The sequence below is a fragment of the Streptomyces sp. NPDC007088 genome (assembly GCF_042869355.1).
Lineage (GTDB): Bacteria > Actinomycetota > Actinomycetes > Streptomycetales > Streptomycetaceae > Streptomyces.
Genome location: NZ_JBIAFO010000008.1, coordinates 233090 through 259397, shown reverse-complemented (window position 1 = coordinate 259397; position 26308 = coordinate 233090). Strand labels below are relative to the sequence as shown.

Sequence of the window (26308 nt, the reverse complement as noted above, 5' to 3'; positions counted from 1 at the left end):
GCCGGCCCCGGGCGGTGCCGCTCACCGCCCGGGGCCGGCCCGCCCGCGGCTGCCGTACGGTCTCAGAAACCGTGCGGCAGCCACGGCGCCACCGAGGAACCGAAGGCGACCGACGCCTCCTCCAGCGCCCCGGCCCGGTGCTCCACGACCCGCCCGGCCGCCCCGAGGCCCGTCAGGCCGGAACCGCCGAGGTACACCGCGCCCAGCTCCCGCACCGAGAGCGACAGATCCGCCTCCCGGCCGGTGGGTACGCAGCGCGCGCCCGCCGGGCCCCCGGTCAGCAGCCAACGCCCCTCGTTCCAGGGGCAGAAGGCGTCCTCGACCTCCAGCACGACGTCCACCGGCGTCCGGTAGGCGCGGGCCGACAGCGCGGCCCCTACGTCCACCAGCCGCACGTACAGCCCGTCGCGCACCCGCAGCCGGCAACGGCGCACGTCCGACACCATCTCCTGCCACGCCGCGTCCACCGGCGAGTCCGGCAGGTGCAGGGTCGAGGTCAGGTCCACCGAGAACAGGTACCGCAGCAGCGCCGCGTACGCCGCCGGGTCCAGCCCGTACAGGTCGCGGACGCGCACGGTTCCCTTCGGGCCCGCTTCGTCCCACTCCGGCCGGATGCTGAACCGGGTGTAGCCGACGACCTCGCCGTCCCGCTCCGCGAGGACGCACTGCAGCGGCGAATGGCCCTCCCGGTCCCTCTCCGGGTCGAGCACCGCGAGCCGCTCCCAGCCCGGCTGCCGCGCGAGCATCCCCGGGCGCCCCGGCACCCGCCGCGCGTACACCGACTCGCAGGGCTCCAGACCCTCTTCGAGCCCCACCCGCCGCAGCCGCACCTCCTCGGTGCCCGCCGGAAGCGACAAGCGCACCCGGTCGGTGTCGATCCGTCCGACGAGCCGCCGGGACGCCGAGGCGTAACCGAAGCGGCCGTAGATCGCCGGCTCCGAGGCGGTCAGCACCGCGAGCGGCTCGCCCAGCGCCCGTACGTCGTCGAGCTGGCGCCGCATCATCGCGGTGAGCACCCCGCGCCTGCGGTGCGTCGTCGCCACGCTCACCATCGTCACCCCGGTCGCCGGGACCAGCGCGCCCCCGGGCACCGACACACGGAAGCCGAACCCGCCGGCCGAACCGATCAGCCGGTCCCCGTCCCACGCCGCCAGCGCGCGGTCGTACTCCGTGAGCGCGTCCCACAGCGCGCGCTCCTGCCAAGCCTCCTCCACGCCGCCGAAGGCCAGCACGAGATTCCCGTACCACTCCTCGTGGAAAGCCTTGTCCAGCCTGCGCACCTCAACCGTCATGCGGCCATGCCTACCAGTGCGAACCCGGCCGCGCGAACTTGTTTCCTGCGACCTGCGCGCCCGCTGTGCGCCCGCTGGGCACATCACGGACAAGCCGGACCCCCGGTGCGCGGGACCAGCCCCGATGGATAAGGTCCCGAACAATGGCTGGCGAACGCGCGGCGGCGGACACGCTGACGGCACGGTGGAGAAAGCGGTACCACCGGGCCCGGACCGGCGTGCGCCGGGCCGGGGTCGACTACTTCCGGGGCGACGGCTCCGACTGGATCGCCTTCGTCGCCCTGCTGCTCAGCGTGCCGCTGCTGGGCTGGATCACCGTCGCCACCCCCGTGTGGTGCGATCCCGCGATGCTCGCCCTCCCGATCGTCGCCGGCGGACTGCTGCTGCGGCCCGCGAACCTGCTCGGGCTGTACGCCGCCTCGGCCGCCGCGCTCATCGCCGAGTCCGTGGTCCTCGGCCCCTACACGGAGGGACCGGCCCGCGTCACCCCCGGATCGATCCTCGTCGTCGCCGGCTGCGGATTCATCGGCCTGCTCGTCGCACAGTTCCGCAGCCGCGTCGGCGTGCCGTGGAGACGCGGCGGCACCATGCTCTTCGACCTGCGCGAACGCATCCGGGTGCAGAGCAAACTGCCCGGACTGCCGGCCGGCTGGCACCGCGAGATGTCCCTGCGCCCGGCCGGCGGACAGTCCTTCTCCGGGGACTTCGTCGTCGCCGCGCGCACCCACGGCGGACGCACCCTCGAAGTCGTCCTCACCGACGTCTCCGGCAAGGGCATGGACGCCGCCTCCCGCTCCCTCCTGCTGTCCGGCGCCTTCGGCGGACTGCTCGGCTCCCTGCCGCCGCACGCCTTCCTGCCCGCCGCCAACGGCTACCTGCTGCGCCAGGACTGGGACGAGGGCTTCGCGACCTCCATCCACCTCGTCCTCGACCTGGAGTCCGGGGACTACGAGATCTTCTCGGCCGGCCACCTGCCCGCGATGCAACTGCACCGGGGCACCGGCCGCTGGGAGGAGAAGGCCGCCGAGGGACCGCTGCTCGGGGTGTACGACGGCGCGCGGTTCGACCCCGTCAAGGGCTCCCTCCAGCACGGTGACGTCCTCATGCTGTTCACCGACGGGCTCGTCGAGACCGTCGACCGGGACCTGTCCGAAGGCGTCGACCGGCTCACCGGAGAGGCCGACCGCTACGTCGCCGGCGGCTTCCACGGAGCGGCCTGGCACCTCATCGAGGCCGTCGCCAAGGACGTCAACGACGACCGCGCGCTGCTCCTGATCTGCCGGGACGCCTGACCGGGGCCGGGGGAGGAGCGCGGCCTGCCGGTCGTAGCGGTGGCCCCCACCCCTCCCCTTCTCAGGGGGTTCTCAGTGGGCCCCCGCCTTCACGAGGGACACCGGTTCTGTCCGCCCCGCGCCACCTGTCTCGTCCCCGCCCGGCCCACCGCCCCCCTTCCGGCCGGGCAGCACCCGCGCCAGCCAGTGGGAGCGGCCCGCCGCGAGCGGTCCGAGGACGGCGAGCAGCAGCACGTAGCCCGCGATGAACGGCGACAGCCGCTCGTCGAGCCCCGCCCCCGCCGCCATCGTCGCGAGGATCAGCGCGAACTCCCCGCGCGCCAGCAGCGTCGTGGCGATGTTCGCGGCGGGACCGGGACCGAAACGGTAGACACGGGCCGCCGCGAGCCCCGCCACCACGTTCATGCAGAGCGTCACCAGCACCGCGAGCAGCACCGGCCACAGCACGCTCGGCAGATCGCCCGGGTCGATGGACAGCCCGAAGGCGAAGAAGAACATCGCCCCGAAGGCGTCCCGCAGCGGGTGCACGAGCGACAGGATGCGCTTGCCCGAGCTCGTACTGCCCAGCATCAGGCCGACCATGAAGGCGCCGATCGCGTCCGCGACCCCGAACCACTCGGAGACGCCCGCGACGAACACCGCCGCCCCCAGGAAGGAGATCACGAGCAGTTCGTCGTCCCTGGTCGCCATCAGCCGCCCCACCAGCCGGGTGCCGAAGCGCGCGGCCAGCGCGAGCAGCAGCAGGAAGCCGAAGGCCTTGCCGCCGTCCACGAGGGCCGCCGCGAGGGAGTCGGCGCCCGAGAGGATCGGCTGGAGCGCCGCGAGGTACAGCGCGAGGAAGACGTCCTCGACGACGATGATCCCGAGGACCGGCCTGGTCTCGGGGTTGCCCAGCCGCCCGGTGTCCACGAGGACCTTGGTGACGATCGCCGAGGACGAGATGCCGAGCACCCCGGCGAGGACCAGAGCCTCGGAGGTGCCCCAGCCCAGGGCGAATCCGAAGCCGAGGCCGGCGCCGACGTTCAGGGCGAGATACGCCCCTCCGGCCAGCGCCATGCGCCGGCCGCCCGCCTTCAGGTCGTCGAGATGGAATTCGAGCCCCAGGTAGAACAGGAGCAGGACCAGGCCGAGCGCCGAGAGCATCTCCAGATCGTGCGGATCGGAGACCAGGACGACGCCCGGAGTGTGCGGGCCGAGCAGTATCCCGGCCAGGATGAACAGGGGGATGGTGGGGAGTCCGATGCGCCCGCCCGTGCGGGCGAGGACGGCGGCGGCCAGAAAGGCGCCGCCCATGGCTATGAGGGTCTCCGCGTGTCCGATGGGCCGACCTCCGTTCGCTTGGTCAAGGAATGGTCAAGTGCGAGTCAAGAGTTACCCTACCAAAGGGTTGAAAGGGAAAGAGTTGCTCCTTCGAACCCCGCCTCGCGCGGCGCCGACGGGGGTGGACCGCCCCGGTCCCTTACGGTCCGTGCGACCCGTCGGCCTCAACTGCCGGTGCGGAAAGCCCACTTCAGCCGGGGTTCGAGCACCCATCGGAAGGCCCGCCGGACCGGGGAGGCGCACAGCAGGCTGACCGCCGTACCCGCCGCGAGCGTGACCACCGCCCCGCCCCACCCGGTGCGCACCCAGTCCTGCCGGTACAGCCCCAGGTGGACGGCGGTCTTCACGAGGAAGCCGTGCAACAGGTAGCCGCCGATCGTCCCCGCCCCCAGCCGCGTGATCCAGGCCGCCCGGCGCGGCACCCAGGCCAGGAAGCAGGCCGTCAGCACGAGCGAGCACACCAGCAGGGCCAGGGTCATCAGCACCCCGCTCCACCACGGCGCCCCCAGCTCCTGCGCGCTCTCCCGGTGGTACAGCCAGGCGTACGGCAGGCGCGGCGCCAGCCAGTACGCGGCGCCCAGCGCCGCCGTGAACACGGGTACGGCGACGATCTTCGGCCACTTCCGGCGCAGCAGCGCGAAATGGGCGGGGCGCAGCGACAGCCCGGCCACGTAGTACGGCAGGAACTGCAGCACCCGCTGAAGGTCCAGGTCATCGCCGATCCCGGGGGAGAGGGAGGCGAGCGCGGCGCAGGCCACGGCGACCGGGAGCGGCCACCGCAGCACCCGCCAGAGCGGGGTCGTCAGCCGCCACACGAACAGCGCGATCAGGAACCAGTCGAGCCACCAGGGGTCGAGCAGACTGACCGGCGCGTGCCCGGAGGGGTCCGTGAGCCGCAGGAACACCGCATACGCGCATTCGAAGACCGCATAAGGCACGGCCACCGTCGTGACGAGTTTCCGCGCCCGTCCCGGACTCAGGTCCGAGCCGCGCGAGAGGTAGCCCGAGATGAGGACGAAGGCGGGCATGTGAAAGGCGTAGACGGTCAGATAGAGCGCGAGCAGCGGGCGGCTGCGCGCGAGCAGCGGCTCCCAGGAATGCCCCATCGCGACCAGGACGATCGCGAGGTATTTCGCATTGTCGAAGAAGGGCTCCCGGATTTTCCCGCCCCCGCCGGCCGTCCGGGAACCGCGCGCGGCCGGCGCCGGGGGCGTGGAATTCGCGTCAGCCCCGCCGCGGTGCCCCGCGAGGCCCGCACGCCCGGCCGGGAGAGCGCCCCTGACCTGGACGGACTCGCGCTCCCCGGGGTTCACGCGGCGCCCCCGCCGGGCGGCGGGACGGGCTCCGCGAACGCCCCGGAAATGACGGTGCGGGCGAAACGGTCGTGCATGCGCGGTCCCTCGGCCTCGTCGGGGATTCCGCCCCCCGGGCGGCCTCCCGCTCGCTCTCACTGGACTTCCGTACGCGTCTGCCCGCTATTGCCGCGCCACGGCCGGCACGGCACACGACAGCCATCACACCTGCGCGTACGGCCGGTTACCCCGGTTTCGGCGAGGGCTTCCCGGGCATACGGGCACCCTTGTGAAAACCGGCGACGATCTCTGTCCCCCACGGTACTGCCCGGGACTTCCCGAGCCGGTCCCTGAAAACGATCAAGCCGAATTCCAGGCCCCCGGCGGCGGCCGGTCACACCGCCCCGCCCCGCGCGCCACCGGCGCGTTCATGGCGTGAAGCCGACCTCCGGCACCCGCACGCATGGCCGACGATGCGTCACGGGCCGCATGACTGAGGCCCGTTGGTGGCACGATGGTTCTGGCGGGGGTGTGCGGCCTCGTACCCCCCGGGCCGGGAGCGGACCGACCTAGGGTGTGATCAGTTGTGGCCATTTCACTGTCTGTGGTGGTGTTGTTGGCGGTCGTCCTGGTGGTGCTGATCCGCGGCGGCTCCATCAAAGCGGGACCCGCCGTCGTCGCGGTCCTCTTCGGCTTCTTCCTCGCCTCCAGCGGCATGGCCCCGTCCATCCGCCGCTTCCTCGACTCGATAGCGGACATGATCAGCTCGGTCAACTTCTGACCCGGGCCGCTCCGGGGCGTCCCCGCGCCCCGGAGCCGGGCGGGCCCGGACGCGCGAGAGGCCCGGACGTCCAGGACGTCCGGGCCTCTCGGCGTGCAGAGCGGGCGACGGGAATCGAACCCGCGTAGCTAGTTTGGAAGACTAGGGCTCTACCATTGAGCTACGCCCGCATACGCGGTGTCACGGCGCGCGGTCCGGGACACGAGGAGCATCGTAGCGGGTCGGGGCCCGTGCTCGCACACCCCGGCCCGGTCGCGCGGCACAGGCACGGCGTGGCCTGCGGGCATGTACCCTACGATCCGCACCTGCGGGGTGTGGCGCAGCTTGGTAGCGCGTCCGCTTTGGGAGCGGAAGGTCGTCGGTTCGAATCCGGCCACCCCGACCAGCATCACGACGCGCGGCGCGTCAGGCAGCGGCCCCGGCCCGGTGGGGGCCGGCCGTACGAGCGCGTTGCGGGTCTCATCCCGCGCACGGTTACTATGCAAGCTGCGTGCCCGTGTGTCTGCGTGTCTGAAGTACGTGTCTGCACTCCCGGGCCCGGCCCCTCATCGGCCCGTCCGCACGAACGGTGCGGCCGCGCAGTACCCCAGAAGTCAGCCACAAGGAGACCTAACCGTGAAGAGCGCCGTGGAGACCCTGAACCCGACCCGGGTTCGGCTCACTGTTGAGGTGCCCTTCGAGGAGCTCAAGTCCAGCCTCGACGCGGCGTACAAGAAGATCAACGAGCAGGTCACGGTGAAGGGCTTCCGCAAGGGCAAGATCCCCGCCCGCGTCATCGACCAGCGCTTCGGCCGTGGCGCCGTGCTCGAGGAGGCCGTCAACGACGCGCTTCCGAAGTTCTACACCGAGGCCGTCAACGAGGGTGAGCTGAACGTCCTCGGACAGCCCGAGGTCGACATCAAGGAGCTGAAGGACGGCGAACTGCTCTCCTTCACCGCCGAGGTCGACATCCGGCCCGAGATCGAGATCCCGGACTACTCCGGCATCGAGGTCGAGGTGGACGCCGTCGACGTCTCCGAGGAGGACGTCGACAAGGCCGTCGAGGAGCTGCGTGAGCGCTTCGCCTCGACCTCCACCGTCGAGCGTGCCGCCGAGGACGGCGACGTCGTGACGATCGACCTGGAGGCCAAGGTCGACGGCGAGGTGCTGGAGGACGGCCTCGCCAGCGACGTCGCCTACACCATCGGCTCGGGCGAGCTGCTCGACGGTATCGACGAGGCCGTGAAGGGCCTGGAGGCCGGTGGCGAGACCACCTTCACCTCCGAGCTGAAGGGCGGCTCGGCCGCCGGCAAGCAGGCCGAGATCACCGTCAAGGTGTCCAAGGTCGAGGCCCGCGAGCTGCCCGCTCTCGACGACGACTTCGCCCAGCTGGCCAGCGAGTTCGACACGCTGGACGAGGTCCGTGCCGACAGCCGCAAGCGGCTGGAGAACATGAAGCAGTACGACCAGGCCACGCAGGCCCAGGAGCGCGTCCTGGAGAAGCTGCTGGAACTGGTCGAGGTCCCGGTCCCCGAGAAGCTGCTCGCCGACGAGATCCAGACCCGCACCCACAACCTGGAGCACCACCAGCTCCCGCAGATGGGTCTGGAGCTGGACAAGTACCTGGAGATCCAGGGCAAGACGGCCGAGGAGTTCCAGGCCGAGACCGAGGAGCAGGCGGTCAAGGGCATCAAGACCCAGTTCGTCCTGGACGAGCTGGTCTCCCGCGAGAAGCTGAACGTCAGCCAGGAGGAGCTCACCGAGCACCTGCTGCGCCGTGCGGCCTCCTCCGGCATGTCCCCCGACCAGTTCGCGCAGGCCGTCGTAGAGGGCGGCCAGGTGCCGATGCTCGTCGGTGAGGTCGCGCGCGGCAAGGCGCTGGCGACCGTGGTCGAGGCCGCGACCGTCAAGGACACCAACGGCGAGATCGTCGACCTGGACGACGAGGAGGAGGAGGCCACCGAGGCCGCCTCCGCCGACGACGCCGAGGCCGAGGCCGTCGAGGCCGAAGCCAAGTAATCAGGGCCGTCGCAGGGGCCCCGGGGACACCGTCCCCGGGGCCCCTGCCCCTTTCCCGGTGTCCCGGCCTCCGGCCGTGTCCCCAAGCGCCGGACGGGCTCAGGAGAGTGATCCGCGCGGACGTCCTCCCGCGCGCCCGGAACAAGCCCGTCCGGCGCCCGGAACAAGCCCGTCCGGTGCTTGAGGACGAGGGAAGCGCGGCGAACGACCTGTCTCGCTCCGCCGCCGGAACATGCGCTCACAGCGAACAGTTCCCCATGCGGGATGGCCTGCGGCGAGCCGCGCGTTAGGGTCCATGAATACGAGGGCAGGGGAGTCCCCACACGCCGCCCACCGGTGGCGCGACACGGGGTCCCAGGCTCCAGCAGAAGACGTGAGACGGCCCGGCGCCGTCGTTAAGACGAGCAGGTGGATACGTGACGAATCTGATGCCCTCCGCCGCCGGCGAGACCTTCAGCGGTGGCGGCCTCGGCGACCAGGTCTACAGCCGACTGCTCGGCGAGCGAATCATCTTCCTCGGTCAGCAGGTCGACGACGACATCGCCAACAAGATCACCGCACAGATGCTCCTCCTGGCGGCAGACCCGGACAAGGACATCTACCTCTACATCAACAGCCCCGGCGGCTCGGTCACCGCGGGCATGGCCATCTACGACACCATGCAGTACATCCCCAACGACGTCATCACGATCGGGATGGGCATGGCGGCCTCCATGGGGCAGTTCCTGCTCACCGGCGGCACCGCCGGCAAGCGGTTCTCCCTCCCGAACACCGACATCCTGATGCACCAGGGCTCCGCCGGCATCGGCGGCACCGCCTCGGACATCAAGATCCAGGCCGAGTACCTCCTGCGGACGAAGAACCGCATGGCCGAGATCACCGCCCGGCACTCCGGACAGTCGATCGAGACGATCATCCGGGACGGTGACCGCGACCGCTGGTTCACCGCCGAGCAGGCCAAGGAGTACGGCCTGATCGACGAGATCATCTCCGCCGCCTCGGGCGTTCCCGGCGGCGGCGGCACGGGCGCCTGAGCACCCACCGCCGCACTCGCCCCCGCGAGACACCCCGCCAGAACGCCACCAGGATGGTGAACACACAGATGAGCAACTTCTCCGCCAGCGGCCTCTACACCGGCCCGCAGGTCGACAACCGGTACATCGTCCCGCGCTTCGTCGAGCGCACCTCGCAGGGCGTGCGCGAGTACGACCCCTACGCGAAGCTCTTCGAGGAGCGCGTGATCTTCCTCGGCGTGCAGATCGACGACGCCTCGGCCAACGACGTCATGGCCCAGCTGCTGTGCCTGGAGTCGATGGACCCGGACCGGGACATCTCCATCTACATCAACAGCCCCGGCGGATCGATGACGGCGCTCACCGCCATCTACGACACGATGCAGTTCGTGAAGCCGGACATCCAGACGGTCTGCATGGGCCAGGCGGCCTCGGCCGCCGCCGTCCTGCTGGCCGCCGGCGCCCCCGGCAAGCGCATGGCACTGCCCAACGCCCGTGTGCTGATCCACCAGCCCTCCAGCCAGACCGGCCGCGAGCAGCTCTCCGACCTGGAGATCGCGGCCAACGAGATCCTGCGGATGCGTTCGCAGCTGGAGGAGATGCTGGCCAAGCACTCCACCACCCCGATCGAGAAGATCCGGGACGACATCGAGCGCGACAAGATCCTGACGGCTGAGGACGCCCTCGCCTACGGCCTGGTCGACCAGATCACCACCCCGCGTAAGGTGGTGGGTTCCGCCGCCTGAATCGGCGGCAGCGGACTACCCCCTGGACCCTCCTCGGCCGGAGCGTGAGAAGCGAACCGTGCCAAGGGGGGCCCGGACGGGGGGCCGGGCAAGGTACCGTCGGGTATGAGGCACCAGGAGTCGTCGCACGCGCGCGTCTCCCAGGCGAAGGGGAAGCACCTCGTGGCACGCATCGGTGACGGCGGCGATCTGCTCAAGTGCTCGTTCTGTGGAAAGAGTCAGAAGCAGGTCAAGAAGCTCATCGCAGGCCCCGGTGTGTACATCTGTGACGAGTGCATCGACCTCTGCAACGAGATCATCGAGGAAGAACTCGCGGAGACCAGCGAGGTGCGGTGGGAGGAACTCCCCAAGCCCCGTGAGATCTACGAGTTCCTGGAGGGGTACGTCGTCGGTCAGGAACCGGCGAAGAAGGCCCTCTCCGTCGCGGTGTACAACCACTACAAGCGGGTCCAGGCCGGAGAGAACGGCGGGCCCTCGGGGCGGGACGACGCCATCGAACTGGCGAAGTCCAACATCCTGTTGCTGGGCCCCACCGGCTCCGGCAAGACACACCTGGCCCAGACGCTCGCCCGGATGCTCAACGTGCCGTTCGCCATCGCGGACGCCACGGCGCTCACCGAGGCCGGCTACGTCGGCGAGGACGTCGAGAACATCCTGCTCAAGCTGATCCAGGCGGCCGACTACGACGTCAAGAAGGCCGAGACCGGGATCATCTACATCGACGAGATCGACAAGGTCGCGCGCAAGAGCGAGAACCCGTCGATCACCCGCGACGTGAGCGGCGAGGGCGTCCAGCAGGCCCTGCTGAAGATCCTGGAGGGCACCACCGCCTCCGTACCGCCGCAGGGCGGGCGCAAGCACCCGCACCAGGAGTTCATCCAGATCGACACGACGAACGTGCTCTTCATCGTGGGCGGCGCGTTCTCCGGTCTGGAACGGATCATCGAGGCCAGGGCCGGCGCCAAGGGCATCGGCTTCGGTGCGACGATCCGCTCGAAGCGGGAGATCGAGTCCAGCGACCACCTGCGCGAGGTCATGCCGGAGGATCTGGTCAAGTTCGGCATGATCCCCGAGTTCATCGGCCGGCTCCCGGTCGTCACCTCGGTGCACAGCCTGGACCGCGAGGCCCTGCTGCGCATCCTCGTCGAGCCGCGGCACGCCTTGGTCAAGCAGTACCAGCGGCTGTTCGAACTCGACGGCGTGGAGCTGGAGTTCGAGCGCGAGGCGCTGGAGGCCATCGCCGACCAGGCGATCCTGCGGCAGACCGGCGCCCGCGGACTGCGCGCCATCATGGAGGAGGTCCTCCAGTCGGTGATGTACGAGGTCCCCTCCCGCCAGGACGTCGGCCGGGTCGTCATCACCTCCGAGGTGGTCCGCTCCAACGTCAACCCCACCCTGATCCCGCGCGAGGCGCGCGGCGGCCGGGGACCGGGGGAGCAGAAGTCGGCCTGAGGCCCAAGGCCGCGGCCCCGCGGCCGTACCTGCCTGACTCACTGCGTACGAGGGAGGGCCCGGTCCCAGTGGACCGGGCCCTCCCTCGTCGTCTGTGACACGGTACGGCTCAGAGCTTGACGCGCACGTCCCCGCGCAGGTCGGCGGCGACCTTGGCCGAGTCGTCCAGGCTCAGCGTCTCGGTCGCGCCGTCGGCGGGGACGACGAGACCGATCGTGCTGTGGTCCGCCCACAGGCACATGTACTGCCGCACGGTCTTGCCCGTGGTGGAGTTCGGCGCCTCGACCTTCTGGCACTTCATGACCGCGCCGTCGAGCGAGTCGGGCTTCACCGCCTCCGGGTCGCCGAGCAGCTTGAGCTTGTCGTCGTCCTTGGACTTGCGCATCTGCGCGAAGGTCGCGTCCACCGCCTCCTCGGGGTCCTTCACCTTGCCGAACAGCCCGACGAAGGAGAGCGCCTTGCCGGCCGCGGCCTCCTCGGGGTCCACGCTCGACGGGTCGCTGAGGTCGACGGTCGTGTACGTCGCGCTGACGGCCTTGGCGTCGCTCACCCCGCTGTGCGCGAGGTCCTTCGCATCGCTGTCCGAGGCGGGTTCGGGGGCCTTCTGCGGGGTGAAGCGCTGGTACTCGCCCAGCACCTTCGCCGGTGTCGTCAGCTTGTGCGGACCGTCGTCCGCGACCGAGGAGCCCCCGTCACCGGTCCCGAACGCGACATAGGCCCCCACGGCGACCGCCGCGACCACGGCGACCCCGCCGATGATCAGCCCGGTCCGCTTCCCGTTGCCGCCGCCCGCGGGGGGTGGGGTCCCCGGACCGCCGTACACCGGCGGGGCGGGCGGCTGCTGCCCGTAGGGGCCGGGCTGCTGCGGGCCCCCGTAGGGGTTCGGCTGCCCCGGGTCCCCGTACGGGCCCGGCTGCCGCGGGGCGCCGTAGGGCCCCGCCTGTCCCGGCTGCCCGTAGGGGCCCTGCCGCGGTACGCCCTGCGGGGCCTGGTGCGGGGGGCCGTACCCGGGCTGTCCCTGCGGGGGAGCAGGCGGCTGCTGTCCGTAAGGGCCTGGCTGCCCGTACGGGTTCGCCGGCTGCGGCTGCTCTCCCCCGTGGGGGCCCGGCTGGTCGCTGCTCATGACTGGGGTCCCTCCGTAGCTGTCGCGTCCCCGACATCCTGGCCGAGCGGACCGGCGCACGGCGTTCCCGGTGCCGCACTGTTACCGAGACCGCCGTGATCGGAACGCGCCCGTGACCCCGAGAACCCGTTTCCGCGCACCGTCCGGGGACCTCTAAACTGGCGGCGTGACCGAGAACTCTCAGCAGACTCCAGCGCCCACCTCCGAACTGCCGACCCAGTACACGCCGGCCGACGTAGAGGGGCAGCTGTACGAGCGCTGGGTGGAGCGGGGCTACTTCGAGGCGGACGAGCACAGCGAGAAGCCGCCGTACACCATCGTCATCCCCCCGCCCAACGTCACCGGCTCCCTGCACCTCGGCCACGCCTTCGAGCACACGCTGATCGACGCCCTCACCCGCCGCAAGCGCATGCAGGGCTACGAGACGCTGTGGCAGCCCGGCATGGACCACGCCGGTATCGCCACGCAGAACGTCGTGGAGCGGGAACTCGCCAAGGAGGGCAAGTCCCGGCACGACCTCGGCCGCGAGGCGTTCATCGAGCGTGTGTGGCAGTGGAAGGGCGAGTCGGGCGGCCAGATCTCCGGCCAGATGCGCCGCCTCGGCGACGGCGTCGCCTGGTCCCGTGAGCGCTTCACGATGGACGAGGGCCTGTCCCGGGCCGTCCGTTCCGTCTTCAAGAAGATGTACGAGGACGAGCTGATCTACCGCGCCGAGCGCATCATCAACTGGTGCCCGCGCTGTCTGACGGCCATCTCCGACATCGAGGTCGAGTACCAGGACGACGACGGCGAACTCGTCTCCATGCGCTACGGAGACGGCGAGGACAGCATCGTCGTCGCCACCACCCGCGCCGAGACGATGCTCGGCGACACCGCCGTCGCCGTCCACCCCGAGGACGAGCGCTACCGCCACCTCGTCGGCCGGCAGATCCGGCTGCCGCTGACCGACCGCACCATTCCGGTCGTCGCCGACGCGCACGTCGACCCCGAGTTCGGCACCGGAGCGGTCAAGGTCACCCCGGCCCACGACCCCAACGACTTCGAGATCGGCCGCCGGCACGACCTGCCCATGCTCACCGTCATGGACGAGCGGGCCGTCATCACCGTGCCCGGCCCCTTCGAGGGCCTGGACCGCATGGAGGCCCGTTCCGCGATCGTCGCCGCCCTGCGCGCCGAGGGCCGCGTCGTCGCCGAGAAGCGCCCCTACACGCACTCCGTGGGCCACTGCTCGCGCTGTAAGACGACCGTCGAGCCGCGCCTGTCCATGCAGTGGTGGGTCAAGGTCGCCCCGCTCGCGAAGGCCGCCGGTGACGCGGTCCGCGACGGCCGGGTCAAGATCCACCCGCAGGAGATGGAGAAGCGGTACTTCGACTGGGTCGACAACCTCCACGACTGGACGATCTCCCGTCAGCTGTGGTGGGGCCACCGCATCCCCGTCTGGTACGGCCCGAACGGCGAGACGGTGTGCGTCGGCCCCGACGAGCAGCCGCCCGCAGGCGAGGGCTGGCACCAGGAGACCGACGTCCTCGACACTTGGTTCTCCTCGGGCCTGTGGCCCTTCTCGACCCTCGGCTGGCCCGAACAGACCGACAGTCTCGCGAAGTTCTACCCGAACTCGGTCCTGGTCACCGGCTACGACATCCTGTTCTTCTGGGTCGCCCGGATGATGATGTTCGGCCTGTACGCGATGGACGGCACCCCGCCGTTCCACACCATCGCGCTGCACGGCATGGTCCGCGACCAGTTCGGCAAGAAGATGTCGAAGTCCTTCGGGAACGCGGTCAACCCGCTCGACTGGATGGACAAGTACGGCTCCGACGCGCTGCGCTTCACCCTCGCGCGCGGCGCCAACCCCGGCGTCGACGTGCCGATCGGCGAGGAGTGGGTCCAGGGCTCGCGCAACTTCACCAACAAGCTCTGGAACGCGACCCGCTTCGCGCTCATGAACGGCGCCACGGTCGAGGGCGAACTGCCGCCCGCCGAGCGGCTGTCGGCGACCGACCGGTGGATTCTCTCCCGGCTCGGCGAGGTCGTCGCGCAGGCCGACGCGTACTACGAGGACTACCAGTTCGCGAAACTCTCCGACCTGCTCTTCCACTTCGCGTGGGACGAGGTCTTCGACTGGTACGTCGAGCTGTCCAAGACCACCTTCCAGGCCGGCGGACAGCCCGCCGAGGACGCCCGCCGGGTGCTCGGCGAGGTCCTCGACGTCACGCTCCGGCTGCTGCACCCGGTCGTCCCCTTCGTCACCGAGACGCTGTGGACGACGCTCACCGGCCGCGAGTCCCTCGTGATCGCCGAATGGCCGGCCGACTCCGGTTTCCGGGACGCCGGGGCCGAGGCCGAGATCGCCACGCTCCAGCAGGTCATCACCGAGGTCCGCCGCTTCCGCGCCGACCAGGGGCTCCAGCCCGGCCAGCGGGTGCCCGCGCGCCTGAGCCTGGAGGGCACCGCGCTCGCCGCGCACGAGGCGGCCATCCGCCAGCTGCTGCGCCTCCAGCCGGAGGGCGAGGGCTTCACGGCCACCGCGACCCTGCCGGTCTCCGGTGCGCGGGTCGCCCTCGACCTGTCCGGCACGATCGACGTGGCCGCCGAACGCAAGCGGCTCACCAAGGACCTCGCCGCCGCGGAGAAGGAGAAGGCCCAGGCCGAGGGCAAGCTCGGCAACGCCGAGTTCCTCGGCAAGGCGCCCGAGAAGGTCGTCGACAAGATCCGCACCCGGCTCAGCAAGGCGGAGGCCGACATCGAGCGCCTCCAGAACCAGCTGGAAGGGCTGCCGGCGGCCTGACCCGCGAAGACCCGGTACGCGTGAGGGCCCGGCCGCTCCGAGGCGGCCGGGCCCTCACGCGTGTGCCGGGAGGTCAGGCGCCCCGCAGGCCCAGGCGCGCCAACTCGGCCTCGGCCAGGGCGTCCAGGGTCTCCGGGTCGGCGTCCCGCCAGCCCTCGGCGAGGGCGCCCGGGGTCGCGCCCGCGAGGGAGGCGGTGCGGGCCACGTCGTCCAGTGGGCGCATCAGGGAGCGCAGGGCCAGCAGCTCCCGGCCGTCCGCCGACGCGGCCAGCTCGTGCGCCGCCGTCGCCCTGCGGTGCCAGCGCAGCCGGCGCGGCAGCCACCAGCCGACGACCGGCACCGTCAGCAGCAGGAACACCGCCACCCCGGCCACCGACACCACCAGGGGCCACAGCGAGGGGTCCAGGAGACCCAGCAGCTCCACGGGGCCGGGCAGCCCGCGCACCGCCTTCGCCACGTCCCCGCCGAACAGTTCGGTGATCCGGCCCGACGTACGGTGCACGACGGCTGCCGCCAGGGCCCAGCCGGTGACCCACAGCAACACGGCGAGGTCCCCCGCGAGCTGACGGACCGCACGGCCCGGATTCTGCGCGTACCACATGGGGCGAATTGCACTATTAGTCCACGTGCATACCGGGTCACCGCGCCGCGTGCGGACGCCGTGTCCCCTCAACGGCCCAGCGGGGGCCCGCCCGGCTCGCGCGAGGGCGCCGCTCAGCCCAGGGTCAGCACACGGTTGAGGGTGTCGAAGTCCTCCACGCACCGGCCGCAGCCCAGCGCGACGCTGTCCAGCGGGTTCTCGGCCACGAACACCGGTATCCCGGTCGCCGAGGCCATGCGCAGGTCCAGACCCGGCAGCAGCGCCCCGCCGCCGGTCAGCACGATCCCGTACTCCATGAGGTCGCCGGCCAGCTCCGGCGGGCACTCCTCCAGGGTCTCGCGCAGCGCCCGGATCATCGCCTCCACCGGCTCGTCCAGCGCCCGCCGTACGTCCGGGGCGGTCAGCTCCAGCATCTGCGGCAGGCCCGCGACCTTCTGCCGGCCGCGCACCACGTACGTCCGCTTCTCCAGCTCCGGGTCCTCCGGGACCGGCCAGGCCGAGCCGATCGCGATCTTGACGTCCTCGGCGGTGCGTTCACCGATCAGCAGGCCGTGCTCCTTGCGCACGTGGTCGGTCACCGCGACGTCGAGCCGGTGCCCGCCCACTCGCAGGGAGCGCGCCGTGACGACCCCGCCCAGCGAGAGCACCGCGACCTCCGTCGTGCCGCCGCCGATGTCCACGACCATCGAGCCGCGCGGCTCCGAGACGGGCAGGCCCGCGCCGATCGCCGCCGCCATCGGCTCCTCGATCACGTGCACGGTACGGGCCCCGGCCTGCCGCGCGGCCTGCACGATGGCCCGGCGCTCCACCGGCGTCACCCCGCTGGGCACGCACACCACGAGACGGATACGGGTGGAGCGGCGCGGGGCCACCTTCCGGATGAAGTACCGGATCATGTCCTCGGCCGCCTCGAAGTCGCTGATCACCCCGTCCTGGAGCGGCCGGATCGAGGTGATGGAGCCGGGGGAACGGCCGAGCGTCGCCTTCGCCTCGGTGCCGACCGCGAGGCTCGGGCCCTTGCGCCCCTGCCGCACCGCCACGACCGAGGGTTCGTTCAGCACGATGCCCTGACCCCGTACGTACAGCAGGGTGTTCGCGGTCCCGAGATCAATGCCTATGTCCATGATCGCCAAGTGTGCCTGATTGCGGGCCCCGACGGGTAGGAGGACCAGCTGTCGGGCAGAGCGAGTTCTCCGGCCGGGGTCCGGGCGGTGATCGTCGCGCGCTCCGTAGACTGGTGTGGTGAGTGAGCTCCCCCCGCACGACGACCACAGCGCCGAGGCCGAGGACGCGTCCGGCCCCCGCGACGACTTCGAGGCAATCGTCGGAGCCGAGACCGAGAGGGACCCGGACCTCGCGGTCATCGAGGCCGGCAGCCGTACCCTGCGCACCCAGGCCGGACCGCCCGAGTCCGACATCCCGGACCGGCCCGAGGACCCGGAGGTGGACCGGGCGCTGCGCGAGGTCGAGACCGAGCTCGCGGGCCGCTGGGGCGAGACCAAACTGGAGCCCTCGGTCACCCGGATCGCGGCCCTCATGGACGTCCTGGGCGAACCGCAGCGCGCCTACCCCTCCCTCCACATCACCGGCACCAACGGCAAGACCTCCACGGCCCGCATGATCGAGGCGCTGCTGGCCGCCTTCGACCTGCGCACCGGCCGCTACACCTCGCCGCACGTCCAGTCGATCACCGAGCGCATCTCGCTGGACGGCGCGCCGATCGCCGCGGAACGCTTCGTCGAGGCGTACCGCGACATCAAGCCCTACGTCGAGATGGTCGACACCAGCCAGGAGTACCGGCTGTCCTTCTTCGAGGTGCTGACCGGCATGGCCTACGCGGCCTTCGCCGACGCGCCCGTCGACGTGGCCGTCGTCGAGGTCGGCATGGGCGGCAGCTGGGACGCGACCAACGTCATCGACGGGGACGTCGCCGTGATCACCCCGATCGACCTCGACCACACCGACCGGCTCGGCTCGACCACCGGCGAGATCGCCGGGGAGAAGTCCGGGATCATCAAGCAGGACGCGACCGTCGTCCTCGCCCAGCAGCCGGTGGACGCGGCGCAGGTGATCCTCAAGAAGTCCGTCGAGAAGAACGCCACCGTCGCCCGCGAGGGCATGGAGTTCGGCGTCGTCTCCCGGCAGGTCGCCGTCGGCGGCCAGTTGCTGACCCTGCGGGGACTGGGCGGGGAGTACGAGGAGGTCTTCCTCCCGCTGCACGGTGCGCACCAGGCGCACAACGCGGCCGTCGCCCTCGCCGCCGTCGAGGCGTTCTTCGGGGTCGGCTCCCAGCGCCCCGAACCGCTCGCCCTCGACACCGTGCGCACCGCCTTCGCCGCCGTGTCCTCCCCGGGCCGCCTGGAGACCGTACGGCGCTCCCCGACCGTGCTGCTCGACGCGGCGCACAACCCGGCCGGGGCGCGGGTCACCGCCGAGGCGATCAGCGAGGTCTTCGACTTCAGCCGGCTCATCGGCGTGATCGGCGTGAGCGAGGGCAAGAACGCGCGCGGACTGCTCGAAGCCTTCGAGCCGATCCTCGCCGAGGTCGTCGTCACCCGGAACACCAGCCACCGCGCGATGGACCCCGACGAGCTGGCCGCCCTCGCCGTCGAGGTGTTCGGCGAGGACCGCGTCCAGGTCGAACCCCGCCTCGACGACGCGCTGGAGGAGGCCATCACCCTCGCGGAGGAGGAGGGCGAGTTCTCCGGCGGCGGTGTCCTGGTGACCGGCTCCGTCATCACGGTCGGCGAGGCCCGGCTGCTCCTCGGAAAGAAGGGCTGAACGCCGTGCGCATGCTCTGCTCCTCCACTCTGATCGGCGAGTTCCTCATCATCGGCTTCGCCGGTCTCGTCGCGATGAAGAACGAGGACCTCACCCAGGCCACGGTCTGGACGGTCAGCGGCGTCGCCATGCTGCTGTGCCTCCTGCTGTGCGGCTTCGTGACCCGGCCCGGCGGGGTGCAGCTCGGCTGGGTCCTCCAGATCGCGCTGTTCGTGAGCGGGCTCGTCGTCCCCATGATGTTCATCCTGGGCGCGGCCTTCGGCGGACTGTGGTGGGCCTCGGTGCACTACGGCCGCAAGATCGACGAGGCGAAGGCGCGCTGGGCCGCGCTCGCCGAGGCGGAGGGCGAACCCCAGCCGGGATGAGCCGCGGGCGCCCCCGGGGGCCTTCGTGAAGTCCCGCACGGCACCCACCGGCCCGGCCGAGGCAAAAGCCCCGGCCGGGCCTGCGTGTGTCGGCTTGCGCCGCTCCGTATAACCTCTGGACCACCGCACCACCGCACCACCGCACCACCGCACCACCGCCGGACCACCGCGTCCGCACTCCCGGGCCCCGCGTCCGCACCGCACCCGCTTTTCCCGTGTTCCAAGGAGCCGCACATGTCCCAGCGCACCCTCGTCCTGCTCAAGCCCGACGCCGTACGCCGCGGCCTGATCGGCGAGGTCGTCGGCCGGATCGAGCGGAAGGCCGGCTGGAGCGTCACGGCCCTGGAGCTGCGCACCCTGGACCTGCCGACCCTGGAGACGCACTACGCCGAGCACATCGGCAAGCCGTTCTACGAGCCGCTGGTCGAGTTCATGCTGTCCGGCCCGGTCGTCGCGCTCGTCGTCGAGGGGGAGCGCGTCATCGAGGGCGTCCGCACGCTCGCCGGCCCGACCGACCCGATCGCCGCCGCCCCCGGTTCCATCCGTGGCGATTTCGGCACCATCGTCCGCGAGAACCTGATTCACGCCTCGGATTCCGAGGAGTCCGCCGAGCGCGAGCTGAAGATCTTCTTCCCGGGCCGTTTCTGAGCGGTCGCCCATTCGGTCCCGCGCACCGGCGGCGACACGCGCCCCGGGCGGTCCGCGTATCGAAATGGAAAAAAATACTGACGCGCCCTCAGCCCATTCGGGGCGCGGCGCCGCGGAAGGCGACCGGAAATTCCGGTCGCCTTCTGGCATATGCGGCCCCGATCGGGGGAACCCACGCCCCGGATGGCACGTCTCCACAGGCGAGGCGTGCACCCATCGGCGCAGAATGCCGACAATGGCGCGGACCCTTGCGCCGTGTCGCCGCAGGCGAGACTACGATGGAAGCCTCCACTCCCACAGCACCCACCTCGCCGTCCTGAAAAGCCGTCAACGCTGGGAAGGCCAGACGATCTCATGGGGAACTCTATGTCGTTCATCGGCCGTGATATGGCTGTCGACCTCGGGACCGCCAACACGCTGGTGTACGTCAGGGGGCGCGGAATCGTGCTCAACGAGCCCTCCGTGGTGGCCATCAACACCAACACCGGCGGAATCCTCGCGGTCGGCGCCGAGGCGAAGAAAATGATCGGCCGCACCCCCGGCAACATCGTCGCGGTGCGCCCTCTGAAGGACGGCGTCATCGCCGACTTCGAGATCACCGAGCGGATGCTCCGCTACTTCATCGTCAAGATCCACAAGCGCCGCTACCTGGCCCGTCCCCGCATCGTCGTGTGCGTGCCCTCGGGCATCACGGGCGTCGAGCGCCGCGCGGTCATCGAGGCGGCCACCCAGGCCGGGGCCCGGCAGGTGCACATCATCGAGGAGCCGATGGCCGCGGCGATCGGGGCCGGGCTCCCGGTCCACGAGGCCACCGGCAACATGGTGGTCGACATCGGCGGCGGCACCACCGAGGTCGCCGTGATCTCGCTCGGCGGCATCGTCACCGCGCAGTCCATCCGGGTGGCCGGGGACGAGCTGGACAACGCGATCATCCAGCACATCAAGAAGGAGTACAGCCTCCTGCTGGGCGAGCGCACCGCCGAACAGATCAAGATCACCATCGGTTCGGCGTACGACCTCGACAACGACGAGCACACCGAGATCCGCGGCCGGGACCTCGTGTCCGGGCTGCCCAAGACCGTCGTGATCTCGGCGGCCGAGGTGCGCAAGGCGATCGAGGAGCCGGTCAACGCCATCGTCGACGCGGTCAAGACGACCCTTGACAAGTGCCCGCCCGAGTTGTCGGGTGACGTCATGGACCGGGGCATCGTGCTCACCGGCGGCGGAGCCCTGCTGCGCGGCCTGGACGAGCGGCTGCGGATGGAGACCGGCATGCCGATCCACATCGCGGAGGACCCGCTCGACTCCGTGGCCCTCGGCTCCGGCAAGTGCGTCGAGGAGTTCGAGGCGCTCCAGCAGGTGCTGGACGCCCAGCCCCGTCGCTAGCGGTTCCGTTCGACCCCGACGGCGCGCCCCCAGCGGACGCGCCGTCACGCTCCGGCCTTGAACCACCGGCGGGTGCCGCGCGCGGTACCCGCCGCAGAACAGAATTCCGACGAGGAAGGCACGGCCGCCGCACGTGAGGGACACACGAGAGAGCCGGCTGCTCCTGGTGCTGCTGATCGTCATCGCGTTCGCACTGATCACGATCGACATCCGCGGTGGCGAGGACTCTCCGGTGGACGGCGCCCGCCAAGCCGCCGCCGGCGTATTCGGACCGGTCGAGAACGGCGTCTCCGGCGCCGTCGACCCGGTGGGCAACGCGGTCGGCGCCGTCCGCGACTCCGACAGCAGACACAACCGCATCACCGCCCTGGAGCACGAGAACGCGGCGCTCAAGCAGCGGCTCGGCAGCGACGACCGCAACGCCAGCCGGGTGCGGCAGCTCGACGCGATGCTCGCGCGGGCCGGGGCCGGCCAGTACGGCATCAAGGGCGCCGAGGTCATCGGCATAGGAGCCGCCCAGGGCTTCTCGTGGACCGTCACCATCGACGTCGGCACCCGCGACGGCATCAAGCGCGACATGACGGTGCTCAACGGGGAAGGGCTCGTCGGCCGGGTCACCACGGTGGGCCCCTCCACCGCGACCGTGCTGCTCGCCAACGACCCCGACTTCACCGTCGGCACCCGGCTGGAGAAGACCGACGAACTCGGCTTCGCCACCGGACGCGGGGACCGGCCGCTCGCCGTGCAGCTCCTCAACGGCAAGGCCAAGGTCAAGAAGGGCGACCGGCTCGTCACCTTCGGCTCGCAGGCCGACAAGCCCTTCGTGCCCGGCGTCCCGGTCGGCCGTGTCGTCCGCGTCGACCCCTCCGGCGGGGACCTGACCCGCAACGTCTACGTCGAGCCCTACGTCGGCTTCACCAAGCTGGATCTGGTCGGCGTCGTCGTCGAGGCGCCCCGCAAGAACCCGCGCGACGCCGTCCTGCCGGCCAGGCCCAAGCCCGCCCCGACCGTCACCGTGACGGTCACCCCCTCGGCCCCGGCCGACCCTTCGGAACCCGCCGATCCCACGGCCCCGGACGCCCCCGCGGCCCCGCCCACGGGCGCGGCCGGCGCGAACGAGCAGGAGTAGCGGACACATGCGCGTCAACCGGATTCTGCTCTCCACCGCCCTGGTGGTCGTCGCCCTCATGATCCAGGTCAGCGTCCTGGCCCGGCTCCAGCTGCCGGGCGCGGTACCGGACCTGCTGCTGCTCACGGTGCTCGGCCTGGCCCTGGTCTACGGGCACCTCGCGGGCGCCTTCGTCGGGTTCGGCGCCGGGCTGCTCGCCGACCTCGCCCCGCCCGCCGACCACGCGGCCGGCCGCTACGCCCTCGTGCTGTGCGTCGTCGGCTACGCGGCGGGACTGGCCCGGCCCGAGAACGGCCGGCTCAAGTCCATCGCCGGCCCGCTGCTCGTCGTGGTCGGCGCGGCCATCGGCTCGACCCTGCTCTACGCGGGCGTCGGCGCCCTCGTCGGGGACACCGCCGCGCGCCACGTGGGCCTGAGCGGGCTGCTGGTCAGCGCGGCCGTCTACGATCTGGTGCTCGCGCCCTTCGCCGTGCCCTTCGTGATGTGGCTGGCCAGACGCTCCGAGAACGACCCGCTCGGGGAGAACGCGCCCACCCGAGGCTCGGCCAAGGGCGCCGACGTCGCGACCGGCTGGATCAGCTCCGGCACCGGCCTGAACATCGGCGGTCAGCGCGGCGGCCGGCTGCGCACCCGGGCCCAGCGGGTGCGCGTCTCGCGCGCGACCCGCAACAGCAGCCGTATCAAAGGGGTGAAGCGGCTGTGACCCGCAGCGTTCCCCGTCTCCTGGGGCGCCCGAGCGTCCCGTCCCGTCACCGCCGTCACTGAGGGGGGCGCAGCATGTCCAACATCCCGGAGACCGGGCGCACCCCCCGGGTGCGCATCCGGCTCGTCATCATCCAGGTGCTCGTCTTCTCCCTGCTGCTCACACTCGGCGGCCGGCTCTGGTACCTCCAGATCCGCAACGGCGACGAGTACAAGGCCGAGGCCTCCGGCAACCACGTCCAGCAGGTCGTGGACCCCGCCGTACGCGGAGCGATCCTCGACGCGCGCGGAGTGCCGCTCGCCGACAACCAGACCCGGCTCGTGGTGTCCGCCTCGCGCACCGAACTCATGAAGATGCCGGACGACGGGAAGTCCGCCCTCACCCAGCTCGCCTCGGTCCTCGCCATGAAGCCGAAGGACGTCATGGACAAGGTCCGGCTGTGCGACGCGAAGACCCCGCAGCCCTGCTGGAACGGTTCGCCGTACCAGCCGATCCCCATCACCGACGAGGCCACCCCGCAGCAGGCCCTGCAGATCCGGGAACGCGCCGAGGACTTCCCCGGCATCACCGCCGAGCCCACCGCCGTACGCCGCTACACCGCCCCCGGCGGGGCCCACACCGCGCAGGCCCTCGGCTACCTCTCGCCGGTCACCGACGCGGAGATCGAGCAGGCCAAGGACAGCGAGTCCCCGTACCTGCGCTCCGACATGGTCGGCCGCAACGGGCTGGAGCGCGAGTACGACAAGCAGTTGCGCGGGAAGGCCGGCGTCACCCGCTACGAGGTCGACAACCTCGGCCGGGTCATCGGCAAGGCCAAGTCGGACCGCGCCGAGCCCGGTTCGAACATCGTCACCAGCATCGACGCGCGCGTGCAGTCCATCGCCGAGTACGAGCTGAACGAGGCGATGAAGGCCGCGCGCCACGAGTTCGACAAGAACACCGGCACCAACTACAAGGCCGACTCGGGCGCCGTCGTCGTCATGGAGGCCAAGACCGGCCGGGTCGTGGCGATGTCCTCACTGCCCGACTACGACCCCAACGCCTGGGTCGGCGGGATCTCCGGCAAGGACTACGCGAAGCTCACCGGCAAGAAGTCGAACTACCCGCTGCTCAACCGCGCCATCCAGGGGCAGGCGGCGCCCGGCTCGATCTTCAAGGTCGTCTCCACGACCGCCTCGGTCAACGCCGGCTACGACTTCAACGGCAACTACGACTGCAGCAGTTCGTACTCGATCGGCAATCAGGTCTTCAAGAACTTCGAGTCGGAGAACTACGGCCCCATCAGCCTCGGCCGGGCCCTGGAGGTCTCCTGCGACACCGTCTTCTACGGCATCGCGCACAACGAGTGGAAGAAGGACGGCGGCACCAAGCCGAAGAAGAACGCGCACGACTGGTTCTACAAGACCGCCCACCAGTTCGGCCTCGGCAAGACCACCGGCATCGACCTGCCGAACGAGGTCAGCGGACGCGTCCCCGACCGCCAGTGGAAGAAGGACTACTGGAAGGCCAACAAGGACGCGTGGTGCAAGTCCGGCAAGAAGGACGGCGACTACGCGCAGCAGATCGCCTACGAGAACTGCCTCGAAGGCAACCAGATGCGCGCCGGTGACTCGGTCAACTACTCGATCGGCCAGGGCGACACCCTCGTGACCCCGATCCAGATGGCCACGATCTACGCCGCGATCTCCAACGGCGGCACCCTCCACGACCCGAGCATCGGCAAGGCCGTGATCAGCCCCGACGGCAAGAAGGTCGAGCCGATCAAGCCCGCCTCGCACGGCAGGCTCCCGATGAACCAGAAGCTGCGCGACGAGATAGACGGTGCGCTCGCGGGCGTCGCCACCCAGGGCACCGCCGCCTGGCGGTTCCAGGGCTGGCCCCAGGACAAGATCCCGATGCACGCCAAGACCGGCACCGCCGAGGTCTACGGCAAGCAGACCACCTCGTGGTTCGCTACCTACACCAAGGACTACTCGATCGTGATGACGATCTCCCAGGGCGGCACCGGCTCCGGCGCCTCCGGTCCGGCCGTCCGCAAGATCTACGACGCGCTGTACGGAGTCGACGGCGGCGGCGGGATCAACAAGAAGAAGGCCCTGCTGCCCAAGCCGCAGGCCGCGCTGCCGAAGATCCAGCCCGACGGCTCGATCGACGCCCCGCGCGTCAAGTCGAAGTTCGCGCCGTACAACCTGGACGTCAAGCCCTCCCAGCCGCCGCTCGACCCGGGCACCGGCCAGGCCGGCACCACCGGCGCGACGGACCCTGCCGGGGCCACCGACCCGGCGGGCGGCACCGGGCAGACCGGCGGCGACCAGCAGACCGCGGGCACCCCCGTGACGTACAACGGGAGGCGCGACTGATGGCCGGCAGCCCCTCGTTCAGCGTCTCCGGCTACGGGCCCGAGCGCTCCTCCTGGTCCCGGCTGCTCGCCAAGGGCTCCGTCGTACGCCGGCTGGACTGGCCGATACTGCTCGCGGCCCTCGCCCTGTCCCTCCTGAGCTGCGCCCTCGTCTACTCCGCGACCCGCGGGCGCACCGAACTCGTCGGCGACGACCCGTACGCCTTCGTGTTCAAGCACGTCGTCAACATCGGGATCGGGCTCGGCCTCATGGTCGGCACGATCTGGCTCGGCCACCGCACCCTGCGCACCGCCGTGCCGATCCTGTACGGCCTCTCGGTCTTCCTCGTGCTGCTCGTGCTCACCCCGCTCGGCGTGACCGTCAACGGGGCGCACGCCTGGCTGATGGTGGCCGGCTTCTCGCTCCAGCCCTCCGAGTTCGTCAAGATCACCATCATCCTGGGCATGGCGATGCTGCTCGCCGCCCGGGTCGACGCGGGGGACCGGGACCACCCCGACCACCGCACCGTTTTGCAGTCCCTCGGTCTCGCGGTCGTGCCGATACTGATCGTCCTGCTGATGCCCGACCTCGGCTCGGTCATGGTCATGGCGATGATCGTCCTCGGGGTGCTGCTCGCCTCCGGCGCCTCCAACCGCTGGGTCCTCGGGCTGCTGGGCGCGGGCACGGTCGGCGCGATCGCCGTCTGGCAGCTCGGCGTCCTCGACGAGTACCAGATCAACCGCTTCGCGGCCTTCGCCAACCCCAGCCTCGACCCGGCGGGCGTCGGCTACAACACCAACCAGGCGCGTATCGCGATCGGCTCCGGCGGCCTCACCGGCACCGGACTGTTCAAGGGCACCCAGACCACCGGGCAGTTCGTCCCCGAGCAGCAGACCGACTTCGTGTTCACCGTCGCCGGGGAGGAACTCGGCTTCGCCGGGGCCGGGCTCATCATCGTGCTGCTCGGCGTCATCCTGTGGCGCGCCTGCCGCATCGCCCGCGAGACCACCGAGCTGTACGGCACGATCGTGGCCGGCGGGATCATCGCCTGGTTCGCCTTCCAGGCGTTCGAGAACATCGGCATGACCCTCGGCATCATGCCCGTCGCGGGGCTGCCGCTGCCCTTCGTCTCCTACGGCGGCACCTCGATGTTCGCCGTGTGGATCGCCGTCGGCCTGCTCCAGTCCATCCGCGTCCAGAAACCCCTGTCCGCCTGACCCGGCGGGCCCCGCCCGGCCCCCTGTCCCGTATCCGGCGCC

General features: G+C 71.0%; 21 protein-coding genes and 2 tRNA genes. 16 read left to right on the top strand and 7 right to left on the bottom strand.

The genetic code is table 11. The features are described 5' to 3' along the window. Positions 1–62: 62 nt before the first annotated feature. Complete coding sequence (locus tag ACFYMP_RS15685) at positions 63–1292, bottom strand: GNAT family N-acetyltransferase (protein ID WP_388856584.1); 1230 nt, start codon at positions 1290–1292, stop codon at positions 63–65. Between the two features lie 143 nt (positions 1293–1435). Here ACFYMP_RS15685 and ACFYMP_RS15680 point away from each other — a divergent pair, with 143 nt between their 5' ends. Further along, complete coding sequence (locus tag ACFYMP_RS15680) at positions 1436–2584, top strand: PP2C family protein-serine/threonine phosphatase (protein WP_388856581.1); 1149 nt, start codon at positions 1436–1438, stop codon at positions 2582–2584. A gap of 72 nt (positions 2585–2656) precedes the next feature. Here ACFYMP_RS15680 and ACFYMP_RS15675 read toward each other — a convergent pair whose 3' ends face one another. Both ACFYMP_RS15675 and ACFYMP_RS15670 read right to left on the bottom strand, forming a co-directional pair. Beyond that, positions 2657–3877, bottom strand: coding sequence for a cation:proton antiporter (locus tag ACFYMP_RS15675; RefSeq protein WP_388856578.1), 1221 nt, complete (start codon positions 3875–3877; stop codon positions 2657–2659). A gap of 191 nt (positions 3878–4068) precedes the next feature. Continuing rightward, on the bottom strand, positions 4069–5217 hold the full coding sequence (locus ACFYMP_RS15670; protein ID WP_388856575.1) for an acyltransferase family protein: 1149 nt from the start codon (positions 5215–5217) through the stop codon (positions 4069–4071). A gap of 565 nt (positions 5218–5782) precedes the next feature. Between ACFYMP_RS15670 and ACFYMP_RS15665 the strand changes: the two genes are divergently transcribed. Next, positions 5783–5977 carry a hypothetical protein gene (locus ACFYMP_RS15665; protein WP_388856572.1) on the top strand — a complete coding sequence of 65 codons (195 nt, stop codon included), beginning with the start codon at positions 5783–5785 and terminating at the stop codon, positions 5975–5977. Positions 5978–6076: 99 nt separating this feature from the next. On the opposite strand, the gene ACFYMP_RS15660 is transcribed toward ACFYMP_RS15665, so the two are convergent. Then, positions 6077–6147, bottom strand: a tRNA-Gly gene (locus ACFYMP_RS15660). 138 nt (positions 6148–6285) lie between these two features. Here ACFYMP_RS15660 and ACFYMP_RS15655 point away from each other — a divergent pair. The 5 genes from ACFYMP_RS15655 to clpX all read left to right on the top strand — a co-directional run bounded on the left by ACFYMP_RS15655 (position 6286) and on the right by clpX (position 11186). Beyond that, positions 6286–6362 (top strand) — tRNA-Pro (locus ACFYMP_RS15655). Between the two features lie 230 nt (positions 6363–6592). Further along, the gene (gene tig, locus ACFYMP_RS15650; RefSeq protein ID WP_388856569.1) at positions 6593–7975 is read left to right on the top strand and encodes a trigger factor; all 1383 of its coding nucleotides are present in this window, start codon (positions 6593–6595) and stop codon (positions 7973–7975) included. Between the two features lie 428 nt (positions 7976–8403). After that, entirely contained in the window at positions 8404–9009 is a 606-nt protein-coding gene (locus ACFYMP_RS15645) for an ATP-dependent Clp protease proteolytic subunit (protein WP_388856747.1), read from the top strand. A 53-nt stretch (positions 9010–9062) separates the two neighbouring features. After that, on the top strand, positions 9063–9734 hold the full coding sequence (locus ACFYMP_RS15640) for an ATP-dependent Clp protease proteolytic subunit (protein WP_363144960.1): 672 nt from the start codon (positions 9063–9065) through the stop codon (positions 9732–9734). Between the two features lie 162 nt (positions 9735–9896). Then, positions 9897–11186, top strand: a complete 1290-nt coding sequence (gene clpX / locus ACFYMP_RS15635; RefSeq protein ID WP_363145214.1) for an ATP-dependent Clp protease ATP-binding subunit ClpX — start codon at positions 9897–9899, stop codon at positions 11184–11186. Positions 11187–11295: 109 nt separating this feature from the next. Here clpX and ACFYMP_RS15630 read toward each other — a convergent pair whose 3' ends face one another. Beyond that, positions 11296–12309 (bottom strand): hypothetical protein, encoded by a 1014-nt coding sequence (locus ACFYMP_RS15630; protein WP_388856566.1) that lies wholly within the window; start codon positions 12307–12309, stop codon positions 11296–11298. A gap of 166 nt (positions 12310–12475) precedes the next feature. Here ACFYMP_RS15630 and ACFYMP_RS15625 point away from each other — a divergent pair, with 166 nt between their 5' ends. Next, complete coding sequence (locus ACFYMP_RS15625) at positions 12476–15097, top strand: valine--tRNA ligase (RefSeq protein ID WP_388856563.1); 2622 nt, start codon at positions 12476–12478, stop codon at positions 15095–15097. A gap of 73 nt (positions 15098–15170) precedes the next feature. Here ACFYMP_RS15625 and ACFYMP_RS15620 read toward each other — a convergent pair whose 3' ends face one another. Both ACFYMP_RS15620 and ACFYMP_RS15615 read right to left on the bottom strand, forming a co-directional pair. After that, the gene (locus ACFYMP_RS15620) at positions 15171–15698 is read right to left on the bottom strand and encodes a hypothetical protein (protein ID WP_388856560.1); all 528 of its coding nucleotides are present in this window, start codon (positions 15696–15698) and stop codon (positions 15171–15173) included. Positions 15699–15811: 113 nt separating this feature from the next. Continuing rightward, positions 15812–16822, bottom strand: a complete 1011-nt coding sequence (locus tag ACFYMP_RS15615) for a rod shape-determining protein (protein ID WP_388856557.1) — start codon at positions 16820–16822, stop codon at positions 15812–15814. A gap of 118 nt (positions 16823–16940) precedes the next feature. Between ACFYMP_RS15615 and ACFYMP_RS15610 the strand changes: the two genes are divergently transcribed. The 8 genes from ACFYMP_RS15610 (at position 16941) to rodA (ending at position 26266) form a co-directional block, all read left to right on the top strand. Next, entirely contained in the window at positions 16941–18479 is a 1539-nt protein-coding gene (locus ACFYMP_RS15610; protein WP_388856554.1) for a bifunctional folylpolyglutamate synthase/dihydrofolate synthase, read from the top strand. Positions 18480–18484: 5 nt separating this feature from the next. Next, positions 18485–18844, top strand: a complete 360-nt coding sequence (locus ACFYMP_RS15605) for a DUF4233 domain-containing protein (RefSeq protein ID WP_388856552.1) — start codon at positions 18485–18487, stop codon at positions 18842–18844. Between the two features lie 234 nt (positions 18845–19078). Continuing rightward, positions 19079–19492, top strand: coding sequence for a nucleoside-diphosphate kinase (gene ndk, locus ACFYMP_RS15600; RefSeq protein WP_388856549.1), 414 nt, complete (start codon positions 19079–19081; stop codon positions 19490–19492). Between the two features lie 366 nt (positions 19493–19858). Further along, on the top strand, positions 19859–20878 hold the full coding sequence (locus ACFYMP_RS15595) for a rod shape-determining protein (RefSeq protein WP_363144967.1): 1020 nt from the start codon (positions 19859–19861) through the stop codon (positions 20876–20878). Between the two features lie 133 nt (positions 20879–21011). Then, a complete protein-coding gene (mreC, locus tag ACFYMP_RS15590; RefSeq protein WP_388856546.1) occupies positions 21012–22007 on the top strand; it encodes a rod shape-determining protein MreC in 996 nt (331 codons plus the stop codon). Between the two features lie 7 nt (positions 22008–22014). Further along, entirely contained in the window at positions 22015–22710 is a 696-nt protein-coding gene (gene mreD / locus ACFYMP_RS15585; RefSeq protein ID WP_388856543.1) for a rod shape-determining protein MreD, read from the top strand. A 74-nt stretch (positions 22711–22784) separates the two neighbouring features. Further along, the gene (gene mrdA / locus ACFYMP_RS15580; RefSeq protein ID WP_388856540.1) at positions 22785–25070 is read left to right on the top strand and encodes a penicillin-binding protein 2; all 2286 of its coding nucleotides are present in this window, start codon (positions 22785–22787) and stop codon (positions 25068–25070) included. Next, positions 25070–26266, top strand: a complete 1197-nt coding sequence (rodA, locus tag ACFYMP_RS15575) for a rod shape-determining protein RodA (protein WP_388856537.1) — start codon at positions 25070–25072, stop codon at positions 26264–26266. The genes mrdA and rodA overlap by 1 nt, the downstream gene beginning before the upstream one ends. Positions 26267–26308: the final 42 nt, after the last annotated feature.

Bases quoted from the DNA above. Each gene is read 5' to 3' on its own strand.
- ACFYMP_RS15685 (WP_388856584.1), bottom strand. From the start codon at position 1,292: ATGACGGTTGAGGTGCGCAGGCTGGACAAGGCTTTCCACGAGGAGTGG.
- ACFYMP_RS15680 (WP_388856581.1), top strand. From the start codon at position 1,436: ATGGCTGGCGAACGCGCGGCGGCGGACACGCTGACGGCACGGTGGAGA.
- ACFYMP_RS15675 (WP_388856578.1), bottom strand. From the start codon at position 3,877: ATGGGCGGCGCCTTTCTGGCCGCCGCCGTCCTCGCCCGCACGGGCGGG.
- ACFYMP_RS15645 (WP_388856747.1), top strand. From the start codon at position 8,404: ATGCCCTCCGCCGCCGGCGAGACCTTCAGCGGTGGCGGCCTCGGCGAC.
- ACFYMP_RS15640 (WP_363144960.1), top strand. From the start codon at position 9,063: ATGGTGAACACACAGATGAGCAACTTCTCCGCCAGCGGCCTCTACACC.
- ACFYMP_RS15630 (WP_388856566.1), bottom strand. From the start codon at position 12,309: ATGAGCAGCGACCAGCCGGGCCCCCACGGGGGAGAGCAGCCGCAGCCG.
- ACFYMP_RS15620 (WP_388856560.1), bottom strand. From the start codon at position 15,698: ATGTGGTACGCGCAGAATCCGGGCCGTGCGGTCCGTCAGCTCGCGGGG.
- ACFYMP_RS15615 (WP_388856557.1), bottom strand. From the start codon at position 16,822: ATGGACATAGGCATTGATCTCGGGACCGCGAACACCCTGCTGTACGTA.
- ndk (WP_388856549.1), top strand. From the start codon at position 19,079: ATGTCCCAGCGCACCCTCGTCCTGCTCAAGCCCGACGCCGTACGCCGC.
- ACFYMP_RS15595 (WP_363144967.1), top strand. From the start codon at position 19,859: ATGTCGTTCATCGGCCGTGATATGGCTGTCGACCTCGGGACCGCCAAC.
- mreD (WP_388856543.1), top strand. From the start codon at position 22,015: ATGCGCGTCAACCGGATTCTGCTCTCCACCGCCCTGGTGGTCGTCGCC.
- mrdA (WP_388856540.1), top strand. From the start codon at position 22,785: ATGTCCAACATCCCGGAGACCGGGCGCACCCCCCGGGTGCGCATCCGG.
- rodA (WP_388856537.1), top strand. From the start codon at position 25,070: ATGGCCGGCAGCCCCTCGTTCAGCGTCTCCGGCTACGGGCCCGAGCGC.